The 21,225-nt window shown below is 63.0% G+C and carries 18 protein-coding genes; 13 read left to right on the top strand and 5 right to left on the bottom strand.

Features of this window, described 5'->3' with window-relative positions; translation table 11 throughout:
* The 11 genes from Q7V20_RS21960 to Q7V20_RS21910 form a co-directional block, all read left to right on the top strand.
* A partial coding sequence (locus Q7V20_RS21960; protein ID WP_304795933.1) for a YeaH/YhbH family protein occupies nt 1-878 on the top strand: 878 nt, incomplete at its 5' end.
* 7 nt (nt 879-885) lie between these two features.
* The gene (locus Q7V20_RS21955; protein ID WP_304795932.1) at nt 886-2,427 is read left to right on the top strand and encodes a SpoVR family protein; all 1,542 of its coding nucleotides are present in this window, start codon (nt 886-888) and stop codon (nt 2,425-2,427) included.
* Between the two features lie 178 nt (nt 2,428-2,605).
* Nucleotides 2,606-3,781, top strand: coding sequence for a porin (locus tag Q7V20_RS21950; protein WP_304795930.1), 1,176 nt, complete (start codon nt 2,606-2,608; stop codon nt 3,779-3,781).
* A gap of 12 nt (nt 3,782-3,793) precedes the next feature.
* Nucleotides 3,794-4,198, top strand: a complete 405-nt coding sequence (locus tag Q7V20_RS21945) for a hypothetical protein (protein ID WP_304795928.1) — start codon at nt 3,794-3,796, stop codon at nt 4,196-4,198.
* A 179-nt stretch (nt 4,199-4,377) separates the two neighbouring features.
* Complete coding sequence (gene flhB, locus Q7V20_RS21940) at nt 4,378-5,523, top strand: flagellar biosynthesis protein FlhB (RefSeq protein WP_304795926.1); 1,146 nt, start codon at nt 4,378-4,380, stop codon at nt 5,521-5,523.
* Nucleotides 5,520-7,628: a flagellar biosynthesis protein FlhA gene (gene flhA, locus Q7V20_RS21935; protein ID WP_304795924.1), complete on the top strand. Its 2,109-nt coding sequence runs from the start codon at nt 5,520-5,522 to the stop codon at nt 7,626-7,628. Before flhB ends, flhA begins: the two co-directional genes overlap by 4 nt.
* Nucleotides 7,625-9,406, top strand: a complete 1,782-nt coding sequence (flhF, locus tag Q7V20_RS21930) for a flagellar biosynthesis protein FlhF (protein ID WP_304795922.1) — start codon at nt 7,625-7,627, stop codon at nt 9,404-9,406. Before flhA ends, flhF begins: the two co-directional genes overlap by 4 nt.
* A 14-nt stretch (nt 9,407-9,420) precedes the next feature.
* On the top strand, nt 9,421-10,248 hold the full coding sequence (locus tag Q7V20_RS21925; RefSeq protein ID WP_304795921.1) for a flagellar biosynthesis protein: 828 nt from the start codon (nt 9,421-9,423) through the stop codon (nt 10,246-10,248).
* A 17-nt stretch (nt 10,249-10,265) separates the two neighbouring features.
* On the top strand, nt 10,266-10,979 hold the full coding sequence (locus Q7V20_RS21920) for an RNA polymerase sigma factor FliA (RefSeq protein WP_304795919.1): 714 nt from the start codon (nt 10,266-10,268) through the stop codon (nt 10,977-10,979).
* Nucleotides 10,980-10,983: 4 nt separating this feature from the next.
* Complete coding sequence (locus tag Q7V20_RS21915; protein ID WP_304795917.1) at nt 10,984-12,366, top strand: methyl-accepting chemotaxis protein; 1,383 nt, start codon at nt 10,984-10,986, stop codon at nt 12,364-12,366.
* A gap of 62 nt (nt 12,367-12,428) precedes the next feature.
* Entirely contained in the window at nt 12,429-13,856 is a 1,428-nt protein-coding gene (locus Q7V20_RS21910) for a methyl-accepting chemotaxis protein (protein WP_304795916.1), read from the top strand.
* Between the two features lie 18 nt (nt 13,857-13,874).
* Here the strand turns inward: Q7V20_RS21910 and argF are convergent, their stop codons facing one another.
* Together argF and Q7V20_RS21900 are read right to left on the bottom strand one after the other, a co-directional pair.
* The gene (gene argF, locus Q7V20_RS21905; protein WP_304795914.1) at nt 13,875-14,807 is read right to left on the bottom strand and encodes an ornithine carbamoyltransferase; all 933 of its coding nucleotides are present in this window, start codon (nt 14,805-14,807) and stop codon (nt 13,875-13,877) included.
* A 2-nt stretch (nt 14,808-14,809) separates the two neighbouring features.
* Nucleotides 14,810-16,012 carry an aspartate aminotransferase family protein gene (locus tag Q7V20_RS21900; protein ID WP_304795912.1) on the bottom strand — a complete coding sequence of 401 codons (1,203 nt, stop codon included), beginning with the start codon at nt 16,010-16,012 and terminating at the stop codon, nt 14,810-14,812.
* Between the two features lie 294 nt (nt 16,013-16,306).
* On the opposite strand from Q7V20_RS21900, the gene Q7V20_RS21895 reads away from it, so the two are divergent.
* Nucleotides 16,307-16,630: a DUF3579 domain-containing protein gene (locus Q7V20_RS21895; RefSeq protein ID WP_304795911.1), complete on the top strand. Its 324-nt coding sequence runs from the start codon at nt 16,307-16,309 to the stop codon at nt 16,628-16,630.
* 68 nt (nt 16,631-16,698) lie between these two features.
* Here Q7V20_RS21895 and rpsT read toward each other — a convergent pair whose 3' ends face one another.
* A complete protein-coding gene (gene rpsT / locus Q7V20_RS21890) occupies nt 16,699-16,995 on the bottom strand; it encodes a 30S ribosomal protein S20 (RefSeq protein ID WP_304795909.1) in 297 nt (98 codons plus the stop codon).
* Nucleotides 16,996-17,163: 168 nt separating this feature from the next.
* Between rpsT and murJ the strand changes: the two genes are divergently transcribed.
* Nucleotides 17,164-18,726 carry a murein biosynthesis integral membrane protein MurJ gene (gene murJ / locus Q7V20_RS21885; RefSeq protein WP_304795908.1) on the top strand — a complete coding sequence of 521 codons (1,563 nt, stop codon included), beginning with the start codon at nt 17,164-17,166 and terminating at the stop codon, nt 18,724-18,726.
* 594 nt (nt 18,727-19,320) lie between these two features.
* Here the strand turns inward: murJ and radA are convergent.
* Together radA and Q7V20_RS21875 are read right to left on the bottom strand one after the other, a co-directional pair.
* The gene (gene radA, locus Q7V20_RS21880; protein WP_304795907.1) at nt 19,321-20,691 is read right to left on the bottom strand and encodes a DNA repair protein RadA; all 1,371 of its coding nucleotides are present in this window, start codon (nt 20,689-20,691) and stop codon (nt 19,321-19,323) included.
* 2 nt (nt 20,692-20,693) lie between these two features.
* Entirely contained in the window at nt 20,694-21,197 is a 504-nt protein-coding gene (locus tag Q7V20_RS21875) for an acyl-CoA thioesterase (RefSeq protein ID WP_304795935.1), read from the bottom strand.
* Nucleotides 21,198-21,225 lie beyond the last annotated feature (28 nt).

The following is a 21,225-nucleotide window of genomic DNA, read 5'->3' as shown; positions in this document are numbered from 1 at the left end:
CCCTGCCCGACCTGGTCAAGACGCAACTCGCCCGCATCTCGGAATACAAGCGCGTGCGCGCCGGCTTCACCTCGACCGGCGTACCGGCCAACATCAACGTCGTGCGCTCCCTGCGCGGCGCCACCGGGCGGCGCATCGCCGTCGGCGCACCGTATCGCAAGACGCTGCGCGCGCTACGGGACGAACTGGAGCAACTGGAATCCGGCGGCGCCGGCGACGGCGAGCGTGCCGTCGAACTGCGCCGCGAGATCGCCCGCCTGCTGCGCCGCATCGAAAGCCTGCCCTTCATCGACACCTTCGACCTGCGCTACAACAGCCGCATCCGCATCCCGGCGCCCTCCACCCAGGCCGTCATGTTCTGCGTCATGGACGTGTCGGGCTCGATGGACGAGGAGAAGAAGCAGATCGCCAAGCGCTTCTTCATGCTGCTCTACCTGTTCCTGACGCGCACCTACGAGCGCATCGAGATCGTCTTCATCCGCCACCATACCCAGGCGATGGAAGTCGATGAGGACGACTTCTTCCATTCGCGCGAGACCGGCGGCACCGTGGTGTCGAGCGCACTCGAACTGATGCACAAGACAGTGCGCGAGCGCTATGCCTCGAATGCCTGGAACATCTACTGCGCCCAGGCCTCGGACGGCGACAACTGGGATGCCGACTCGCCGAAATGCCGCGAACTGCTGGAGTCCAGCATCGTGCCGCTGGTCCAGTACTACGCCTACATCGAAATCGCCGCAGGCGAGCCGCAGAACCTGTGGCGCGAATACGAGCGGGTCAAGGCCAACCATCCGCAACGCTTCGCCATGCAGCAGATCCGCGGCCCGGCCGACATCTATCCGGTCTTCCGCGAACTGTTCCGCAAACGGCTGGCATGAGCGCGCCATGAAACGCAAACCGACCGCCCTGCCCGCCGGCTCCGAATGGAGCTTCGAATCGATCGTGCGCTACGAGCGCGAGATCGCGCGCGTCGCCAACGAATACGGCCTCGACTGCTACCGCCACCAGCTAGAAATCATCCCCGCCGAGCAGATGATGGACGCCTACGCCAGCGTGGGCATGCCGGTGAACTACCGGCATTGGTCTTACGGCAAGGAGTTCATCGCCACCGAGAAGAACTACCGCCGCGGCTTCATGGGGCTGGCGTACGAAATCGTCATCAACTCCAACCCCTGCATCAGCTACCTGATGGAAGAAAACACCATGGCCATGCAGGCCCTGGTGATCGCGCACGCGGCCTATGGCCACAACAGCTTCTTCAAAGGCAATTACCTGTTCCGCATGTGGACCGATGCCTCCAGCATCATCGACTACCGGGTCTACGCCAAGAACTACATCGCCGGTTGCGAGGAGCGCCATGGCCTGGACGCGGTCGAAGAAATCCTGGACTCCTGCCATGCGCTGATGAACCATGGCGTGGACCGCTACCGCCGCCCCAGCAAGCTGTCGCTTGAAAAGGAGCTGGCCCGCCGCGAAGAGCGCGAGTCTTACCTGCAGCAGCAGGTGAACGACCTGTGGCGCACCCTGCCGCGCCGCGTGGACAAGATCGGCGATGACGACGGCGCGCGGCGCTTCCCGCCCGAGCCCCAAGAAAACATCCTGTACTTCATCGAGAAAAACGCCCCGCTGCTGGAGCCCTGGCAGCGCGAGGTGGTGCGCATCGTGCGCAAGGTGGCGCAGTATTTCTACCCGCAGCGGCAAACGCAGGTGATGAACGAAGGCTGGGCCACGTTCTGGCACTACACCTTGCTCAACACCATGTACGAAGACGGCCATTTGACCGACGGCATCATGCTGGAGTGGCTCAAGTCGCACACCAATGTGGTGTATCAGCCGCCGGTGGGGCACCGCGCCTACAGCGGGCTGAACCCGTACGCCTTGGGTTTCGCGATGTACACCGACCTCAAGCGCATTTGCGAGCAGCCCACGGACGAAGACCGGCACTGGTTCCCTGAGTTCGCGGGCTCGGCCGAAGGCGCGCCCAAGGGCGACCACGCTTGGCTCAAGACCCTCGATTACGCCATGCGCAACTTCAAGGACGAGAGCTTTGTGGGGCAGTTCCTGTCGCCCAAAGTGATGCGCGATTTCCGGCTGTTCGCCATCAGGGATGATGAGGATGAGCCTGAGTACGAGGTGTCTGCCATCCACGACGAGGCGGGGTACCGGGCGCTGCGTGAAAGCTTGTCGCGCCAGTACGATTTGAGCGCGCGCGAGCCGAACATCCAGGTCTGGAGCGTGAACCTGCGTGGTGACCGCTCCTTGACTTTGCGGCACACGCAGCAGGCCAACCGGCCTTTGGCGGACGGCACGCGCGAGGTGCTCAAGCACGTGGCGCGGCTGTGGGGCTTTCCGGTGCACATGGAAAGCGTCAACAGCGATGGCGATGTGCGCCAGCAGTGGACGGTGGTGCCTGCGTCGATGGAGTGATGCAAGGGGTTTTGCATAACATGTTGCGTTCTTGCACTAAACCCCCCATTTAGGCGTTTATCCGTATTCTGCGGAGTGTGGGCTCAGTTAACTTGGAAGTCGTCCGATAAGCCTAAGTGTTTGGGACGATCCAAGCTGATGACGCTTCAATCACTCCATCAAATTTCTGGAGAACAAGATGACCTACATTCCACGCCGGACCGCACTGGCGGCCGCTCTTTGCGCGACGGGTGTCGCCTTGCTGGCGGGCCACGCCGCGCATGCCAATGACGATGTCAAATTCAAGGGCGGAGGCTTTGGTACTTTAGGTGCTGCCCGAACCAATCTTGACGACACGCAATTTCGGAATGGGCTGACGCAATATTCCGGCGCCGATAAAACGGTGGACCTGGGCGTGGACTCGCGCCTTGGTTTGCAAGGATCGGTCATTTACAAGTCCGATTTTGCTTTGACCGCGCAATTGTTGGGTATGCGTCGACAGGATGAGGATTTTAATCTGGATGTCGAGTGGCTTTATGCCCAATACACTGGTGTGCCGGGCTTGGACCTGAAAGCGGGTCGGGTGGCTCTGGCAGCTTTTCTGGTGTCCGACTCACGTTATGTAGGGTATGCCACCCCTTGGCTGAGGGTGCCACCCCTCGTGTATTCGATGTTGCCCTACTCCACGGTAGATGGAATCCAAGTCGGTTACAGGCATTCGATAGGTCCTGCTGTGGCCTCCGTTCAGGTTTCGCATGGCCGCAGTAGGGCAGAAATCAGTGCGTTAGGTGAGTTTCCGCCAAACTCCGGTTCTGGTCTCTTCGCGGAGAGCCGTCTTGACACCCGTTCTCCCAAAGTGACCAATATCAATTTGATGTTGGAGTGGGGGGATTGGACCGCCCGGATCGGTCAAGTCAAAAGCGATGTTGAAATGACTATCGACATACCGGCACCTCCGTTCGGCGGCCCACTTTCTGGTCTTCCAGGTCCGGTTTTTAAAGACACCTTCACAGGGTTCGGCTTGCAATATGACAATGGACAAGTTGTCGCGATTGCGGAACACGTTAAGCGCAAGACCAAACCACAGCAATCGTTTGATGCAACAGCATGGTACGTCGGGGGGGGCTACCACTTTGGAAGCGTATTGCCTTATGTGATCATCAGCAAATTCACAGGTGATTCACCTGGGGCTGAATCTACGACCAAGGGGGCGGCGGTGGGTGTTCGTTATGACTTCGCGAGTAACTTGGCATTGAAAGCTGAATTTGCCCGTTATGACGCCAATAATAGTTTGATATTCACGGATGCGGTCAGCCCTTCCGTCATGGGTAAGAAGGCCAAAGTGATCAGTGTTGCCCTTGATTTCGTGTTTTAAGCGGAGGCCATCATGAACAAGCACATCAAACACGCTTTGATCGCCTTTGGCTTATCCGCTGTCTCCCTGGCCTCTCAGGCTCAGGTGGCCGTGATCATGGGCCCCAGCGCAGCACCGATCACCAAGGACCAGCTCGCCAACGTGTACCTGGGCCGCAGTTTCGACCTCAAACCGGTCGATCTGCCCGAGGCATCGCCACTGCGAGAGCAGTTCTACAAGAAGGCCACCGACCGGGATCAGTCTCAAATCAAAGCGACCTGGTCGCGGATTGTGTTCACTGGCAAAGGCCAGGCGCCCATCATCTTGCAAGATGCGGCCGCAGTGAAAAAAGCGGTCATCAGTGATCCCAAGGCCATCGGCTACATCGACAAGGCTGCTGTCGATGGTTCGGTGAAAGTGGTGTTCTCGCTGGACTGAGTTTTCCCACTCTCAGCCCGACCGGGGGGCGCAGCGTGACAAACATCACGCTGCGCCCCCCGATGCATTTTGGGCTTTGAAACGGGGCGTGAATTGGGTGCCTTGGCGGCTGTTTATCTCGCTCAAGATTTTGGCCGGGTCGCCAAGAATCGGAGCAAGCACCCAGGCACCCACCCACCATGTCCGACAGCTCCCAAGACAAACAATTACCAGCCTCAGAGCGGAAGCTTAAGAAAGCCCGTGAAGAAGGCCAGGTGGTGCGTTCGCGTGACCTGGGGCACTTCTTTGTGATCCTGGCTGCGGCCGGCGTCCTGATGGCGCTGACGCCGTTCTGGATGGACAAGATGCAGTTGCAACTCAACGCCGGCATGCGTTTCGATGCCAGAGCGGTGGCCAACCCCGATGTGATGGTGCAGCGCCTGTCGCAATGGAGCACTCAGGCCATGATGATGGTGTTGCCCTTTGGCGCGGGCGTGGCCCTGGCCTCGGTGGCGGCCAGCATCCTGGCGGGCGGCTGGGTGATGTCCTTCCAGGTCATCTTTCCCAAGTTCGGCAAGCTCAACCCCATCACCGGTTTCGCCAACCTGCTGTCCAAGCAGCAGATGGTGGATGCTTTGAAAGCCAGTGCTCTGGGCCTGATCCTGGGTGCCACGGGAGCCTTCTTCCTGTCTCGGGTCTGGCCCGACATGGTGAGCCTGATGGGCCTGCCCCTGCCCACGGCCATCCACGATTTCGGCATGACGCTGGGCAGCGTGATGACCTCGATGTTGCTGGTGCTGGCCTTGTTCGCCATGTTGGACTGGCCGTTGCAGCGCTTCATGTTCATGGGCCGCATGAAGATGAGCCACCAGGACCAGAAGGACGAAATGAAGCAGACGGAAGGCAACATGGAGGCCAAGAACCGCGTCAAGCAACGGATGCGCGAGATGAGCCGCAAGCGCATGTTGGCCGCCATTCCCACCGCCGACCTGGTGGTGATGAACCCCACCCACTATGCCGTCGCGCTGAAGTACGACGAAGGCAAGATGGGCGCCCCCCGCGTGGTGGCCAAGGGCTTGGACCTGCTGGCTTTGCGCATCCGCGATCTGGCCACCGAGAACAAGGTGCCCGTGCTGGAAGCCCCGCCGCTGGCCCGCGCCCTGTACGCCAACACCGAGGTCGATGCCGAGGTGCCCATGGCCCTGTACGGCGCCGTGGCCCAGGTGCTGGCCTATGTGTACCAACTCAAAGCGGCCTTGGCCGGCAAGGCGCCCCTGCCGGGCAACCTGCCAGACCTGGACGTTCCCGCTTCCCTGGATCCTGCCCATAAGGCTGCACACGCATGAACCCGATCCTGCAACAACTTCAATCCGTGATGGGCGGCAAGTCCGCCAAGGGCTTCCAGGTGCTGGCCGCGCCCATTGCGGTGCTGCTGGTGCTGGTCATGATGATCCTGCCCTTGCCCCCGCTGGCGCTGGACATCTTCTTCACCTTCAACATCGCGATGGCGGTGATGGTGATGATGGTGTCGGCCACCATGCTGCGCCCGCTGGACTTCGCGGCCTTTCCTTCGGTGCTGCTGCTGACGACGCTGCTGCGCCTGTCGCTGAACGTGGCCTCGACCCGGGTGGTGCTGCTGGAAGGGCACAACGGCCCGGGCGCTGCGGGTCAGGTGATCGAATCGTTTGGCCACTTCCTGATCGGCGGCAACTTCGCGGTCGGGATCATCGTGTTCGCCATCTTGGTGGTGATCAACTTCGTGGTGGTCACCAAGGGTTCGGAGCGGATCGCCGAAGTGGGCGCGCGCTTCACCCTGGACGCGATGCCCGGCAAGCAGATGGCCATCGACGCCGACCTGAACGCCGGCCTGATTGATGAGAAAGAAGCCAAGCGCCGCCGCATCGAGGTGGGCGAAGAGGCTGAATTCCACGGCGCCATGGACGGTGCCTCCAAATTCGTGCGCGGTGATGCGATCGCCGGCATCCTGATCCTGTTCATCAACATCATCGGCGGTTTCATCATCGGCGTGGCGCAGCACGACATGTCGGCCGGTGATGCTGCCAGCTCGTATGTGTTGTTGGCCGTGGGTGATGCGCTGGTGGCGCAAATCCCGGCCTTGCTGATCTCGGTGGCTTCCGCCATGGTCGTGTCCCGCGTCGGCAAAGGCGAGGACGTTGGCGCGCAGATCATCTCGCAGATGTTCCAGAACCCCAAGGTCATGGGCGTGGCGGCGGGGGTGATTGGCCTGCTGGGCCTGATCCCCGGCATGCCCAGCCTGGTGTTTTTGCCGATGGCCGGTGGTTTTGGCTGGATGGCCTGGCGCATGCAGGAAAAGCAGGAACTGGCCCGCACCGCGCCCAAGCCGGTCGAGAAGCCAGCGGAGCCCGTCAACAACAACGGCGAAGCCACCTGGGAGGACCTGCAGCCCGTGGACACCCTGGGCCTGGAAGTGGGCTACCGTCTGATCCAGCTGGTGGACAAGGACCGCGGCGGCGACCTGCTGACCCGGATCAAGGGCGTTCGCCGCAAGTTCGCGCAAGAAGTGGGCTTTTTACCGCCTTCTGTGCACATCAAGGACAACCTGGAGCTGCGCCCCAGCTTCTACCGCATCACTTTGCGCGGCGCAATCGTGGGCGAGGGCGAGGTGTTCCCCAACATGCTGATGGCCATCAACCCTGGCCACGTGACCAATCCCCTGAAGGGCACGGCCGCCGTCGACCCGGCATTCGGCTTGCCCGCCGTGTGGGTTGAGGAGCGCCAACGTGAAGCGGCGCAAATGGCCGGGTACACGGTCGTTGATCCCTCGACCGTGGTGGCCACGCATCTTTCACACTTGATGCAGATCCATGCGGCCAAGTTGTTGGGACGGGTAGAGACCCAGCAGCTTGTGGAGCATGTGACGAAACTGGCCCCCAAACTGATCGAAGACGTGGTTCCCAAGATGGTTGGCATTGCGACCTTGCAGAAAGTGCTGCAGCTCCTGTTGGAAGAAGGCGTTCACATCCGTGACATGCGTTCGATCATTGAAACGCTGGCCGAGCAGACCTCGGGCGCGGGCCACCTGGCCAACGATCCTGCCGAGCTGGCCCGCCGCATCCGCGTCGGTCTGGCCCCGGCGATCGTGCAGCAGATTTACGGCCCGGTGAAGGAACTGGATGTGATTGCCATCGAACCCGATCTGGAGCGCCTGCTCACCCAGGCCCTGACCTCGCCCAGCGGCCCCATGCTGGACCCGGGCGTGGCCGACCACCTCACACGCCAGGCGGCTGATGCCACCCAGCGCCAGGAAAACCTGGGCCACCCCGCCTGCCTGCTGGTGCCCGACGCCATCCGGCCGACGGTGGCCCGCTTGTTGAAACGCGCTGCACCACGCTTGAAGGTGCTGGGTCACAGCGAAATCCCTGAGACCCATTCGATCCGCATCGGTACCCTGATTGGAGGCCACGCATGAACGTCAAACGCTTTATTGGACGCACCTCACGCGAGGCCATGCAAAAGGTCAAGCTGGAATTTGGCAACGACGCTGTCGTGTTGTCGACCAAGCCAGCCCCTGAAGGAGGCATCGAGGTGCTCGCCATGGCGACCGACAGCGTGCCGTCGATGGACTCGTACCCACCGGCCGAACGTGAAGAGCGTGCGCCTGCTGCCCGTCCGCAAGCAGCTGCCACGCAAGCTACCGCACCTGCCCGCAAGGCCGAAGTTGCGCCGGTGGCTGCTCAATCCCAATCTCCGGCCCGCTCGGCCATGGCCAACCTGGCCTCGACCGTGCAGGACGACGTCAAGCAGCTGGCCATGAGCACCTTGTCCTTCCAGGACTATGTGCGTGAACGCATGCTCAAGCGCCGCCAAGTGGCCCTGAAGGCCGCCCGCACCGAGCCCGCGTTGGCTGGCACGCCGGAAGACCAACTCTCGCAGCGTCTGGGCAATGTCAAAGCTCAGCAACCTGTGCAGTCAAGCCCCAATGTCGATTTGTCGGCTGGGCTGGAAGCCTGGTTGTCTTCGCCACCTGCACCGGTTCAACCCGCGGCACGCCCGGTACAGGCCGTTCGCCCAGCCCCCCAGGACACCAGCCGCGTGGCCCAGGTGCTGCCACTGCGCACCGAATCGCGTGAAGAGGCTCAGCCAGCTCGCCAGGCGCCTGCCAAGGCCGTCCGTCCTGCCAGTGACCCGGCTGAGCTGACGCTCAAGTCCGTGACCGGCCGCAGCGCCGCCTCGGCCGACAGTTCGCGCCCCGACGCCGCCACCATGGCCGCGCTGAAGGCCTCGCAAGACGCCAATGCCTCGATGCTCAATGAGCTGCGCGCCATGCGGGCCATGATGAAGGAGCGGTTCGAAACCATCGCCTTCATCGAAAAACTGCGCCGCACGCCCGCCCAGGCTGGCCTGGCCCAAAAGCTGTTGGACGGTGGTTTCTCCGCCGTGCTGATCCGCAAGATGCTGGACGCGATGCCCGCCGAAGTCAGCTCCGGCGCACAAGACGAAAACGTGTGGGCCGCCCAGGTGCTGCAACGCAACCTGAACACGGCCGACAAGGAACTGGCCATCGAAGACCAGGGCGGTATCTTCGCCCTGATCGGCTCGACCGGCGTGGGCAAGACCACCTCGACCGCCAAGCTGGCCGCCATGTTCGCCGCCAAGCACGGCGCGCAGAACCTGGGCCTGATCACGCTGGACGCCTACCGCGTCGGTGCCCACGACCAACTGCGCGCCTACGGCCGCATCCTGGGCGTGCCCGTGCACATGGCCCACGACCGCGCCGCGCTGGAAGACCTGCTCGAATTGCTGTCCGGCAAGAAGATGGTGCTGATCGACACGGCGGGCATGGCCCAGCGCGATGGCCGCACCAAGGATCTGCTGGAGATGCTGGCCCACCCTGCGATCCGCAAGGTGCTGGTCATCAACGCCTCGTCGCAAGGCGATGCGATCGAAGACGTGATGGCGTCTTACCAAGTCAATGCTTGCGCCGGGGTCATCCTGTCCAAGCTGGACGAGGCCGTGAAGCTCGGTCCAGCGCTGGATGCGTTAATCCGTCACAAATCCAAGGTTCTGGGCGTCGCCAACGGCCAACGCGTGCCAGAAGATTGGCACAGACTGTCATCGCAGGCTTTGGTGCACCGTGCATTGCGCGCCAGCCTCAATCCCGCGTACCGACTGGACCCCAATGAAGTCAGCCTGGTGTTCTCGACCCCCGCCATGACCGATGTCACGGCTGCACCTTCCGCGCTTTGAACCTGTCGTTGCCCATGACCAGTTTTTCGCCTCAACCCTTTGCCGCCAGCCCCCCGGCCGACCAGGCCCAGGGTTTGCGCCAGATGTTCGCCTCGCGCGTGCTGCGGTTTGTGCCCGTGGTGGCCAACCCCGGTGCGGTGTGCGGTGGTGTGGTGCTGGAACGCCTGTGCGCCGCATACGCCAGCTTCGGCTTGCACACCTTGGTGGTGGACGCCGGTGACCAGGCCCGAGCACCCAGCGAATTGGCCGAGTTTGACTTGAGCGAAGGCATCGAGCCTTTGTCCAAGCAAGTGAGTTACCTGGCCGCCCGTGGCCTGCCTTTGCGACACGCCGACGCGCGCGGTTCGTGTGGCAGCCTGCTGCACGCCTTGGCCAATGCGGCACCGCAATGCGATGTGGTGCTGGTGCATGCCTCGGCCAGCGAACTCGTGCGCATCTTTGGTGAACGTGCCCGGCACGGCAACTTGCGGCCGCTGGTGTTCACCAACGACGTGGCCGAAGGCCTCAAGCAGGCCTACGCCGCCGTCAAGGTCATGAGCCAACGGGGCCCGTGGCTGGCCTACGACCTGCTGGTCTGCGCACCCCCCCATTCCGACCAGGCCGATGCCGTGGCGGAGCGTCTGGGCCAGTGTGCCGACAGCTTCCTCGGTGCTGCGCAACGTGACTGGCTGCGCATCAATCCCCACGAGCCGTCCAGTCACGACCCCAGCCCCCGGTTCATGGAACTGGCCGCCGGACTTCTGCAGTGTGCCTTGCCGCTCACCCTGGGTGATGCCGCATTCGACCATTTGGTCTCACCAGGGTCTGCCTTGCCTTCGCGCATGGCCCCCGTACTCAATTGATGTTCATGGAGCAGCGCATGTACACCGCCAAAGGCCGCCTCGATATGGACGCCCAGCTCAAGCAATACAGCTCGCTGGTGCGACGTCTGGCCCACCAGATGATTGCCAAATTGCCGGCCAACGTCGAGATCGATGACCTGATCCAGGTTGGCATGATCGGCCTGAGCGACGCCTTGACCCGCTTCGATGCAGGGCAGGGCGTGCAGTTCGAAACCTTCGCCACCCAGCGCATCCGTGGCGCCATGCTCGACGAGCTGCGCGGCGCCGACTGGATGAGCCGCGGCACCCGCAAGCAGCAGCGCGACATTGAAGGCGCCGTGCACCGGCTGGAGCAGCGCCTTGGCCGCGCGCCGCAGGAAAGCGAAATCGCCAAGGAAATGGACATGTCGCTGACGGACTACCAGGAAATGCTGGGCAAGGTGCGTGGCACCCAGCTCATCCACCTGGAAGACATGAGTGGCGAGGATGGCGACAACGATTACCTCGACCGCCACGTGACCGACGAAGGCAACGACCCGCTGGCCTTGCTGGCGGACCACCGCATGCGCTCGGCCCTGGTCGAGGCCATCAAGAACCTGCCCGAACGCGAGCAGTTCGTGATGAGCAGGTACTACGAGCAGGACATGAACTTGAAGGAAATTGCCGCCGTGCTGGGCGTGACCGAGTCGCGCGTTTGCCAGTTGCACAGCCAATCCATCGCCCGGTTGAGAGTCAAATTGAGAGAGTGGTGACCACGTGTGGGGTTTCAAGCGCAAGGACACGGTTGCTGCGCCGGCAACCACGTCTGCACTGATAGATTCGGCGCCGAAACCCAATTCCGATGTGCACACGCTGGCGCAGAAGCTCCAGCGCGACACCGATGGCCTGGGCCATGAAGCCGCCGAACTGCGTGGCACGCTGGAAGACTCTTCCGCCGTGGCCTTGCAGCAGGAAGAAGGCTTCACCGTGCTGGCCGGCCAGTTGAAAGACATTGGCCAGGCCCAGCACCGCATCCGGGACAGCAGCCACCAGAGCCTGGCCTCGGTGGCGCAAGCCCGCCAAAGCGTTGAACACGTGGGCCACGAGGTGGCTCAGGTGATCGACACGCTCAAGCACGTGGCCTCGGCCGCGCGCGACATCACCCAGGTTGCGTTGCAGACCCGGCTGGTGGCTTTCAACGCTTCGGTCGAAGCCAAGCGCGCTGGTGAAGCGGGCCGTGGGTTCTCCGTGGTGGCCGATGCCGTCAAGGACCTGGCCACGCAGGTGGAAGCCACCTCCAAAACCATCATGAGCACGGTCAGTCAGTTGGACGACCGCATCCAGGTCTTGTCGCGCGAGTTGTTATCGCGGGATGAAGCGGCATCGTCCACCGATGGCCGCGTCCAGCGCGTCACTTTCCACCAGGCATTGACGCAGGTGGAGACGGGGGTGCTGCACATCACCGAAGCCGCAGACCAAAGCCGTGGTTTGTCCGACGGGGTCAATCAGCAGGTGGTGCAAATGGGCGCGCAGATCAAGCGCACGCACGCGGCACTGAACACCGCCATGAAGCGCAGCGAAGCCGTCCTGGGTGTCTCCGAGCGCCTGATGGAACTGATCGCTGGCAGCGGTGTTCGCACCGCCGACACGCCTTACATCGAGCTGGCCCAGAGCGTGGCCAGCCAGATCGCCCGGTCACTGGAAAACGCTGTGGCCAACGGCAAGATCACGCTGGCGGATTTGTTCGACGAGCACTACCGCCCCATTCAAGGCAGCCAACCGCTGCAGCACCAGGCGAAGTTCAACGCGGTGACCGACGCGAGCTTCCCGAGCATCCAGGAAGCCGCGTTGACGGCCTTGCCCGAGATCGTATTTTGCATCTCGGCCGACCGCAATGGCTACATCTCCACCCACAACAAGAAGTACTGCCAGCCGCAGCGCGCGGGCGATGTGGTGTGGAACACGGCCAATTCGCGCTGGCGCCGGGTCTTCAATGACCGCACCGGCCTGGCCTCGGCGCGCAACCAGCGGCCTTTCCTGCTGCAAACCTACCGGCGCGACATGGGGGGCGGCAATTTCGTGCTGCTCAAGGAAGCCTCGGCACCGATCGTGGTGCAAGGTCGGCATTGGGGTGGCCTGCGCCTGGCCTACAGGTTCTGAACAGTCTCCTTAAGTATTCGGTCATTTGGCCGAAGTACAGTGACTTCCAATCAGGTTTGAACATGAACCAAGACACCCATTCCATCTGGAAGCTCCAAGTCCAGGATTTCGTCGTTCTGTCAGCGATTGCAACGACCTTGGTGGGTACCCTGGGCTATGCCAGTTCTTACAACGCCTGGGGCCTGGCCTTGGCCATTGGTTTGCCAATCATGATCGCGGCCTTGCTGGTCGCCATCAATTCTCGTGGCGGGGCGCTCAGTCAATGGTTTCTGCCTTTCCTGGGCATGGGCATGGTCGGCCTGATGATCCATGTGGCACGCGGCCACAACGAGGCGCACTTCGCCGTTTTCGCGTTCATGGCTTGCCTGGTGACCTACCGAAAAGCTGTGCCAGTGATGGTCGGCGCGACGACCATCGCAGTCCACCACGTCTTGTTCAATCAAATGCAAACCTGGGCCTGGGGGCCCATCTGTTTCACCCAACCAGGCTTTGGCAAAGTGGTGGAGCATGCGATGTACGTGGTCGCCGAAACGGCGGTGTTGCTATTCCTGGCTGCGCAGGCTCGCAGGGACTTCGCCACCGCACAAGAATTGATGACCGTGGTCGATCGGCTGCGAGCCGATGATGGCAGCGTCGATCTGTCGGTGGTTGACTCCCGCTCCGATGACCAGCGCACCACACGCCTGCTGGATGCCCTGCGCCACATTGCACAGTCGATCAACCAGGTGCGCCAGGCGGCTGAATCTGTGCGGGTGGCCTCCAGCGAGATCGCTTCGGGCAACCAATCACTGAGCCAGCGAACCGAGCAGGCGGCGGCCAACATTGAAGAAACCGCAGCCTCGGTCGAGATGATCGTCAGCACCATCAAGTCCACCTCGGCCAACGCGCAGCAAGCCAATCAACTGGCGGGCACCGCATCGCAATTCGCGGTGGCAGGCGGTGAGTCGGTGAGCCGCGTGGTCACGACGATGAGCGACATCCAGCAATCCAGCCGCAAGATCACCGACATCATTGGCGTGATCGACGGCATCGCTTTTCAAACCAACATCCTGGCGCTGAACGCGGCGGTGGAAGCCGCGCGGGCTGGTGAGCAAGGCCGCGGCTTCGCGGTGGTGGCCTCCGAAGTGCGCATGCTGGCCCAGCGCAGCGCTGAAGCCGCCAAGGAGATCAAGCAACTGATTGGCAGCAGCGTGGACCAGGTCGAGGCCGGTTCATCGCAGGTTGACAGCGCAGGGCAGACCATGGGTGACCTGGTGGGCCAGGTGCGTCGCGTGACCGAGTTGGTGGGCATGATCGCCGTGTCCAGTTCGGAGCAGAACGATGGCATCGGCCAGATCAACCAGGCCATTGGCCGCATGGACCAGGCCACGCAGCAAAATGCTGCCTTGGTGGAGCAAACGGCCGCGGCTGCCGAAAGCCTGAGCCGCCAGGCTGACGAGTTGTCGCACGCGATGGACGTGTTCCGCGTGCCCGCGTCTCTGCAGCGCTGAGCGGTTGGTCAGCCTGGGTCAGCCAATGCGGCCCAGCAGCAGGTACTCCATGAGCACCTTCTGCACGTGAAGGCGGTTCTCGGCCTCGTCCCACACCACCGACTGAGGGCCGTCGATCACTTCGGCGGCCACTTCTTCGCCACGGTGGGCGGGCAGGCAATGCATGAACAGGGCATCGGGCTGGGCCACGCCCATCATCTCTTCGTCGACGCACCAGTCGGCAAAGGCCAGGCGGCGTTCTTCGTTCTCGGCCTCGAAGCCCATGCTGGTCCAAACATCAGTGGTGACCAGTGACGCGCCTCGGCAGGCGTCCATCGGATCCTTGAAGACCTTGTAGCAGGCTGTGTTGTTGATGCCCGCCACGACCGGGTCGATCTCATAACCGCTGGGCGTGCTCACGTGCACCGTGAAGCCCAGGATCTCGGCCGCCTGCAGCCAGGTGTTGGCCATGTTGTTGCCATCGCCCACCCAGGCCACCACCTTGCCCTGGATCGAACCACGTTGCTCGATGTAGGTGAAGATGTCGGCCAGGATCTGGCAAGGGTGGTACTCGTTGGTCAGCCCGTTGATGACCGGCACGCGTGAGTTGGCCGCAAACTTGACCAGCTTGGATTGCTCATAGGTGCGGATCATCACGATGTCGACCATGCGCGAGATGACTTTGGCGCTGTCTTCGATGGGCTCGCTGCGGCCCAACTGGCTGCCATCGGTGGTCAGGTGCACCACCGAGCCGCCCATCTGGTACATGCCCGCTTCAAAGCTCACGCGCGTGCGGGTGGAGGCCTTCTCGAAGATCATGGCCAGCGTGCGGTCGGCCAGCGGCTGGTACTTCTCGTAGTTCTTGAAGCGGCGCTTGATCAGGCCCGCGCGCTCGAAGAGGTAGGCGTACTCCTCGGCGCGGAGATCCTTGAACTGCAGGTAGTGCTTGATCAGGCTGGATCCGGGTTTCATGCTCAGGCCGCGTTGGTTTCGTTCAAAAACTGTTTGACCAGGGGCACCAGCAGCGCCACGATCTGGTCGGCTTCCTCAAGGGTCAGGATCAGCGCGGGCAGCAGGCGGATCACCTTGTCGGCGGTCACGCTCAGCAGCAGGCCCGCTTCCATCGCGCGGCCCAGCAGCACGCCGCAGGGGCGGTCCAGCTCGATGCCGATCATCAGGCCCTGGCCGCGGATGTCGCTCACGCCCTTGAGCTCACCCAGCTCGCGTGTCAGTGCGGACTTGAGGTGCGCGCCCACACGGTCGGCATTGGCCAGCAAGCCGTCTTCTTCCATGATTTTGAAGGTCTCGACCCCGGCGCGCATGGCCAGCGGGTTGCCGCCGAAGGTGGTGCCGTGGTTGCCCGGTTGCAGCACATTGGCGGCCTTGGGGCCACACACCACCGCACCGATCGGCACGCCAGAGCCCAGGCCCTTGGCCAGCGGCATCACGTCAGGCTGGATGCCAGCCCATTGGTGCGCGAACCACTTGCCGGTGCGGCCGATGCCGCATTGCACTTCGTCCAGCATCAGCAGCCAGCCGCGCTCGTCGCACAGCTTGCGCACGGCTTGCAGGTAGTCGTTGCGGGCCGGGTTGACGCCGCCTTCGCCCTGGATCACTTCCAGGAACACGGCGACCACGTTGGGGCGCGTCTCGGCCACTTCGTTCAAGGCGGCCACGTCGTTCAGCGGCACGCGCACAAAGCCTTCGACCAGGGGCTCGAAGCCGGCCCAGATCTTGGGGTTGCCGGTGGCCGACAGCGTGGCGATCGAGCGGCCATGGAAGGCCTTTTCGTAAACGATCACCTCGGGCCGGTCGATGCCTTTTTCATGGCCGAACTTGCGCGCGATCTTCAAAGCCGCTTCATTGGCTTCCAGGCCTGAATTGCAGAAGAAGACGTTGGTCAGGCCCGAGCGCTCGACCAGCAGGCGCGCCAGTTCTTCCTGCAGCGGCACCTGGTAGTAGTTGCAGCTGTGGATGAGCTTGGTGAGTTGCTCTTGCAGGGCGGGCACCAGCTTGGCGTGGTTGTGGCCCAGCGTGTTCACGGCGATGCCGGCCAGCGCGTCCAGGTACTCGCGTCCATCCGTGTCCCAGACTCGGGTGCCCTGGCCGTGCGACAAGGCAATCGGCAGGCGACCGTAGGTGGGCATCACGTGGGGCATCGTCACAGGGGCGTTCATGGCTTTGGGCTCTCGCAAAAAAAGAAAAAGCGCAGTGGCAATGCTGCGCTGGGCACATTCTAAGGAAAAGGCGTGGACTTGGTCACCTTGGCTCAAGCATATGCGTGGCGCGCCGATACACCGTGATGCGTTGTGTGTGCTTCCCACCGATGCACGGGGTTACTGGCATCAATGTTGCGATGCACCTGGCTTGTGACCGACAATGCGGGGCTGTTGACGATGGATACCACCCTTGAAGTCGCGACACTTCTTTGCAGCACGCCGGCAAAACCGGCAGCCGTTGAAAGCGCCACCGTGTCATTGACTCCCCCTCGAAGTCCGAAACCTCGCGAGGTTTTCATCCAGGGCCTGACCAAGTCAGGCAAGACTTTCCGGCCCAGCGACTGGGCCGAGCGCCTGGCGGGGGCCATGTCATCGTTTCGGCCCGGGGCTGCGCACATGGGCCGTTCGGCTCACATCGGTTATTCACCTTACTGCGTGCCGACCTCGATTGGCGACGTCAAATGCGTGATCGTCAATGAAGCCCTGCGAGACCTGGAGCCCATGGCCTGGGACTTCGTGATGAACTTTGCCCGCGACAACGATCTGCAGGTGACGGATGCCTGCTCGCTGCCCTGAGGCTTTTTTGAAAGCTCACCAAGCAAAAGGCCCGCTTGATGCGGGCCTTTTTGACGATGATCTATCGATCAGGCGGCAGTCAGGGCCTTGACCTTGGCCGACAGGCGGCTCTTGTGGCGAGCGGCCTTGTTCTTGTGGAACAGACCCTTGTCGGCGATCGAATCGATCACGCTTTGGGCGGTCTTGAAAGCGTCAGAGGCCACGGCCTTGTCGCCAGCCTTGACAGCCTTGAGCACGCCCTTGATGGCGGTGCGGAACTTCGAACGCAGGGCCGAATTGGCGGCGTTCAGTTTGATGTCTTGACGAACGCGCTTGCGGCCTGAGGCAATGCGGACGGTCTTTTTGGGCTTCGATGCTGATGGCATGATTTTTTTGGGGCCTTGCAGATGCCTGGACGGGCCCAATTCACGGGGAATCGGCAAACCCATTCAATTCGCACCCCACAAAGCCAGTGTTGGTTGAAAAGCCGACGATTATAACGTCCCTGAAAGCTTTTGCCTAGACAGGGGCCTGCGCTTCCTATAATCCCGGCGATGAGTTTGCTGAAATCCGCCTCGATCGTCTCCCTGCTGACCCTGGCATCCCGCATCACCGGCCTGGTCCGCGAGTTGTTGATCGCGGCCACCTTCGGGGCCAGTGCCACCACCGACGCCTTCAATGTGGCGTTCCGCATCCCGAATCTGCTGCGCCGCTTGTTTGCCGAGGGGGCCTTTTCGCAGGCTTTCGTGCCCATCCTGTCTGAAAGCCGCGCCCGCCAGGGCGATGAGGGAACGCGCCTGCTCATCAACGCCGTGGCCACAGTGCTGTTCTGGACCTTGCTGGTGGTGAGCGTGCTGGGCGTGATCGGCGCGCCGGTGCTGGTGTGGATGATGGCCTCGGGCCTGCAAGAAAGCGGCGGTTTCGACGCCGCCGTGTTGATGACGCGCTGGATGTTCCCCTACATCGGCTTCATGTCGCTGGTGGCGCTGAGCGCGGGCATCCTCAATACCTGGGGTCGTTTTGCGGTGCCAGCGGCCACTCCGGTGCTGCTCAACTTGTCGGTGATCGCGGCGGCGTGGTTTGCGGCGCCGGTGTTCCGCTCGCATGGCCTGGACCCGGTGCTGGCGCTGGCCGTGGGCGTGATGGTGGGGGGCATGGCGCAACTGGGCATCCAGATCCCGGCCCTGATCCGGATCAAATCATTGCCCCGCATTGGGGCCTCTTGGTCGGGCATCAAGGCGGCCTGGCATCACCAGGGCGTCAGGCGCATTCTGCGGCAGATGGGGCCAGCGGTGCTGGGGGTGTCGGTGGCGCAGCTGTCCTTGCTGGTGAACACGCAGATTGCTTCGCATTTGCAGGCGGGCTCGGTTTCCTGGCTGACCTATGCCGACCGCCTGATGGAGTTCCCGACCGCCATGCTGGGCGTGGCCCTGGGCGTGGTGCTGCTGCCGCAGTTGTCCAAGGCGCAGGCCAGTGGCGATGCAGCGTTGTTTTCCAATCTGCTGGACTGGGGCCTGCGCCTGGTGGTGCTGCTGGCGCTGCCTTGTGCCGTGGCCTTGTTGTTGTTTGCCGAGCCCCTGGTGTCCGTGCTGTACCACTATGGGCGTTTCAGCCCGACCGATGTGCGCCAGACGGTGTTGGCCCTGAGCGGCTATGGCGTGGGGCTGATGGGCCTGGTGGGCATCAAGATTCTGGCGCCTGGCTTCTACGCCACGCAGGACATCCGCACGCCGGTGCGCATTGGCATCACGGTGCTGGTTTTCACGCAGGTGCTCAACCTGGTGTTCGTGCCGTGGCTGGGGCACGCCGGTCTGGCCTTGTCGATTGGCGTGGCCTCGCTGATCAATGCCACCTGGTTGCTGATTGGTTTGCGGCGCGCGGGGCGGTATCAGCCTTCTCCGGGTTGGTGGTTGTTTGCGCTGCGCGTGGTTTTGGCGTCTGCTTTGCTGGGCGTGCTGCTGTGGTTGGCGGCGCACCGCATTGATTGGCTGGGCTTGCACGGTCAGCCGCTGTTGCGCGTGGGCTTGATGGCGGCTTGTCTGGCGGCGGCTGGGGTGCTTTACTTCGGCACCTTGCTGGTGTCGGGCATGAATTTGCGTCAGGCGATCAAGCGCTAGCCATCTAGGCTTTGGGTGCTTGAGGGGTAGAGCGCGGGGCGAGGGCTGGGCCGGTGTCCGGCGGGGCTTCAGCTTGGTGGTCCCGCTGTTAGCGGGACTGCCTTGCGATGCTCATGCCGAGGTGGGGCCGTGGAACTCGCTGCGCGGCCTTGGGCCGCTGCGCTCAAACAACCACGGCCAGTCAGATATTGATGCACGCTGTCGCGTGCCCACCTCGGCACTCCGCTTCTCAGCACCAAGCAGGCGCCCCGCCGGACACCGGCCCAGCCCTTGTTTCGCCCCGCTGGTGGCATGCCACGGCCGCATTTGGTGGCACGCCACCAGCGAGGCGATCAGGGATGAGGCTGCAGTTGGCGGGGCGACTTCGGGGGCGTCGAGGAGCGCAGCCTGGGGCGGAAAAAGATCGTCCGGTGTTTGAGCCCGCAGGGCGAGTTTCGGACGATCCCGCCCTGGGCGAGCACCGCAGAGCAGTCCGCCGCGCAGCGGTGGACCGCCACCATAGGAGCCCTGCCAACTGCAGACTTATCCCCGCCTCGCGCTGACCGAAAAAGCGCACCAACGACAGCACGCACCCGGCGGCATGAGGCATGGCCTCTACAACGAACGTGCCAAGTCCACAGCCTGTTCCACCCGGTCCACCGCATGGATGGTCAGCCCTTCGATGGGCTTCTTGGGCGCATTGGCCTTGGGCACCACCGCGATCGAAAACCCGAGCTTGGCCGCTTCCTTCAAACGCTCCTGTCCGCGTGGCGCCGGGCGGATCTCGCCCGCCAGGCCCACTTCGCCAAAGGCAAAGAAGCCCTTGGGCAAGGGCTTGCCGCGCAGGCTGCTTTGAATGGCCAGCAAGACCGCCAGGTCGGCCGCCGGCTCGCTGATGCGCACGCCGCCCACCGCGTTCACGAACACGTCCTGGTCACCGCAGGCCATGCCCGCGTGGCGGTGCAACACCGCCAGCAACATGGCCAGGCGATCACGCTCCAGGCCCACGCTCAAACGGCGCGGGCTGGGGCCGCCGGAATCAACCAGGGCCTGGATCTCGACCAGCAGCGGGCGCGTGCCTTCCAGCGTCACCATCACCACCGACCCCGGCACCGGCTCATCGTGCGTGGACAAGAAGATGGCGCTGGGGTTGCTCACACCCTTCAGCCCCTTGTCGGTCATGGCGAACACGCCAATTTCGTTGACCGCGCCAAAGCGGTTCTTGATGGCCCGCACCAGTCGGAAGCTGCTGTGCGTCTCGCCTTCGAAATACAAAACGGTGTCGACGATGTGTTCCAGCACGCGCGGCCCGGCCAACGCGCCTTCTTTGGTCACGTGGCCCACCAGCACCATGGTGCAGCCGCTGGATTTGGCCACGCGGGTCAGGTGGGCGGCGCATTCGCGCACCTGCGCCACCGACCCGGGCGCGGAAGTGAGCTGGTCGGAGTAAATCGTCTGGATCGAATCGATCACGCAAAAGGAGGGTTGCTCGGCCTCCAGCGTGGCGATGATGTTCTCCAATTGAATCTCTGCCTGCACCCGCACTTTCGAGCCATCCAGGCCCAGCCGCTGTGCTCGCATCGCCACCTGGGCGCCGCTTTCTTCGCCGGTCACGTACAGCACCGGCATCTGGCGCGACAGCGCGTCCAGCGCCTGCAGCAGCAAGGTCGATTTGCCGATGCCCGGATCGCCTCCGATCAGGATCACGCCGCCAGTGACGATGCCGCCGCCGAGAACACGGTCCAGCTCTTCAATCCCGGTCGGCGTGCGGGCGATGTCCGCCGCTTCGATGTGGGACAGGGTGGCCACCGGCTGCGGCGCGTTCAGTCCACGCGTCAGCGCCTGCATGCGGTTCTTGGCCGGGCCGGTGTCGGCGCGGGTTTCTTCCAGCGTGTTCCAGGCGTTGCAGTGCGGGCACTTGCCCAGCCATTTCGGGCTGGTGCCGCCGCACTCGGAGCAGGTGTAGATCGTTTTGTCTTTGGCCATGTTCAGGCGATCTCGTCGCCGTCTTTCTGGCTGTCCTGGATGGCCTTGAATTTGCGATCCAGCTCCTGGCGCAATTGTCGGCGCAGCAAGGCGGACTCAAAGCGGCGCTTTTCTTCGGCGCTGGTGGGCTCCAGCGGGGTCACGGGCTTGGGTCGGTTGTTGTCGTCCACCGCCACCATGGTGAAGAAGCAGCTGTTGGCGTGGCGCACCACTTGGGTGCGGATGTTCTCGGCGATCACCTTGACGCCGATCTCCATGGACGAGTTGCCCGTGAAGTTGACTGAGGCCAAAAAGGTGACCAACTCGCCCACGTGGATGGGTTGGCGGAAGGTCACGCGGTCAACCGACAAGGTCAGCACATAGCAACCGGCGTAGCGGCTGGCACAGGCGTAGGCGACCTGGTCGAGCAGCTTGAGGATGGTGCCGCCGTGGACATTGCCGGAGAAGTTGGCCATGTCGGGCGTCATGAGCAAGGTCATGCGCAACTGGTGGCGGTGGTGGTCGATGTCCATGCTTGATTCTGGTGCAAAACTC

Origin of the sequence: Aquabacterium sp. (assembly GCF_030652515.1) — a bacterium.
Lineage (GTDB): Bacteria > Pseudomonadota > Gammaproteobacteria > Burkholderiales > Burkholderiaceae_C > Aquabacterium.
The sequence above is the reverse complement of the archived record's forward strand: the minus strand, read 5'-3'. Positions and strand labels throughout refer to the sequence as shown.

What these genes read in the sequence shown, in the direction of transcription:
- Q7V20_RS21955 (WP_304795932.1), top strand. Translation starts at nt 886, where the DNA reads ATGAAACGCAAACCGACCGCCCTGCCCGCCGGCTCCGAATGGAGCTTC.
- flhB (WP_304795926.1), top strand. Translation starts at nt 4,378, where the DNA reads ATGTCCGACAGCTCCCAAGACAAACAATTACCAGCCTCAGAGCGGAAG.
- rpsT (WP_304795909.1), bottom strand. Translation starts at nt 16,995, where the DNA reads ATGCCATCAGCATCGAAGCCCAAAAAGACCGTCCGCATTGCCTCAGGC.
- Q7V20_RS21925 (WP_304795921.1), top strand. Translation starts at nt 9,421, where the DNA reads ATGACCAGTTTTTCGCCTCAACCCTTTGCCGCCAGCCCCCCGGCCGAC.
- argF (WP_304795914.1), bottom strand. Translation starts at nt 14,807, where the DNA reads ATGAAACCCGGATCCAGCCTGATCAAGCACTACCTGCAGTTCAAGGAT.
- Q7V20_RS21945 (WP_304795928.1), top strand. Translation starts at nt 3,794, where the DNA reads ATGAACAAGCACATCAAACACGCTTTGATCGCCTTTGGCTTATCCGCT.
- Q7V20_RS21920 (WP_304795919.1), top strand. Translation starts at nt 10,266, where the DNA reads ATGTACACCGCCAAAGGCCGCCTCGATATGGACGCCCAGCTCAAGCAA.
- flhF (WP_304795922.1), top strand. Translation starts at nt 7,625, where the DNA reads ATGAACGTCAAACGCTTTATTGGACGCACCTCACGCGAGGCCATGCAA.
- radA (WP_304795907.1), bottom strand. Translation starts at nt 20,691, where the DNA reads ATGGCCAAAGACAAAACGATCTACACCTGCTCCGAGTGCGGCGGCACC.
- Q7V20_RS21950 (WP_304795930.1), top strand. Translation starts at nt 2,606, where the DNA reads ATGACCTACATTCCACGCCGGACCGCACTGGCGGCCGCTCTTTGCGCG.
- Q7V20_RS21900 (WP_304795912.1), bottom strand. Translation starts at nt 16,012, where the DNA reads ATGAACGCCCCTGTGACGATGCCCCACGTGATGCCCACCTACGGTCGC.
- flhA (WP_304795924.1), top strand. Translation starts at nt 5,520, where the DNA reads ATGAACCCGATCCTGCAACAACTTCAATCCGTGATGGGCGGCAAGTCC.
- murJ (WP_304795908.1), top strand. Translation starts at nt 17,164, where the DNA reads ATGAGTTTGCTGAAATCCGCCTCGATCGTCTCCCTGCTGACCCTGGCA.
- Q7V20_RS21910 (WP_304795916.1), top strand. Translation starts at nt 12,429, where the DNA reads ATGAACCAAGACACCCATTCCATCTGGAAGCTCCAAGTCCAGGATTTC.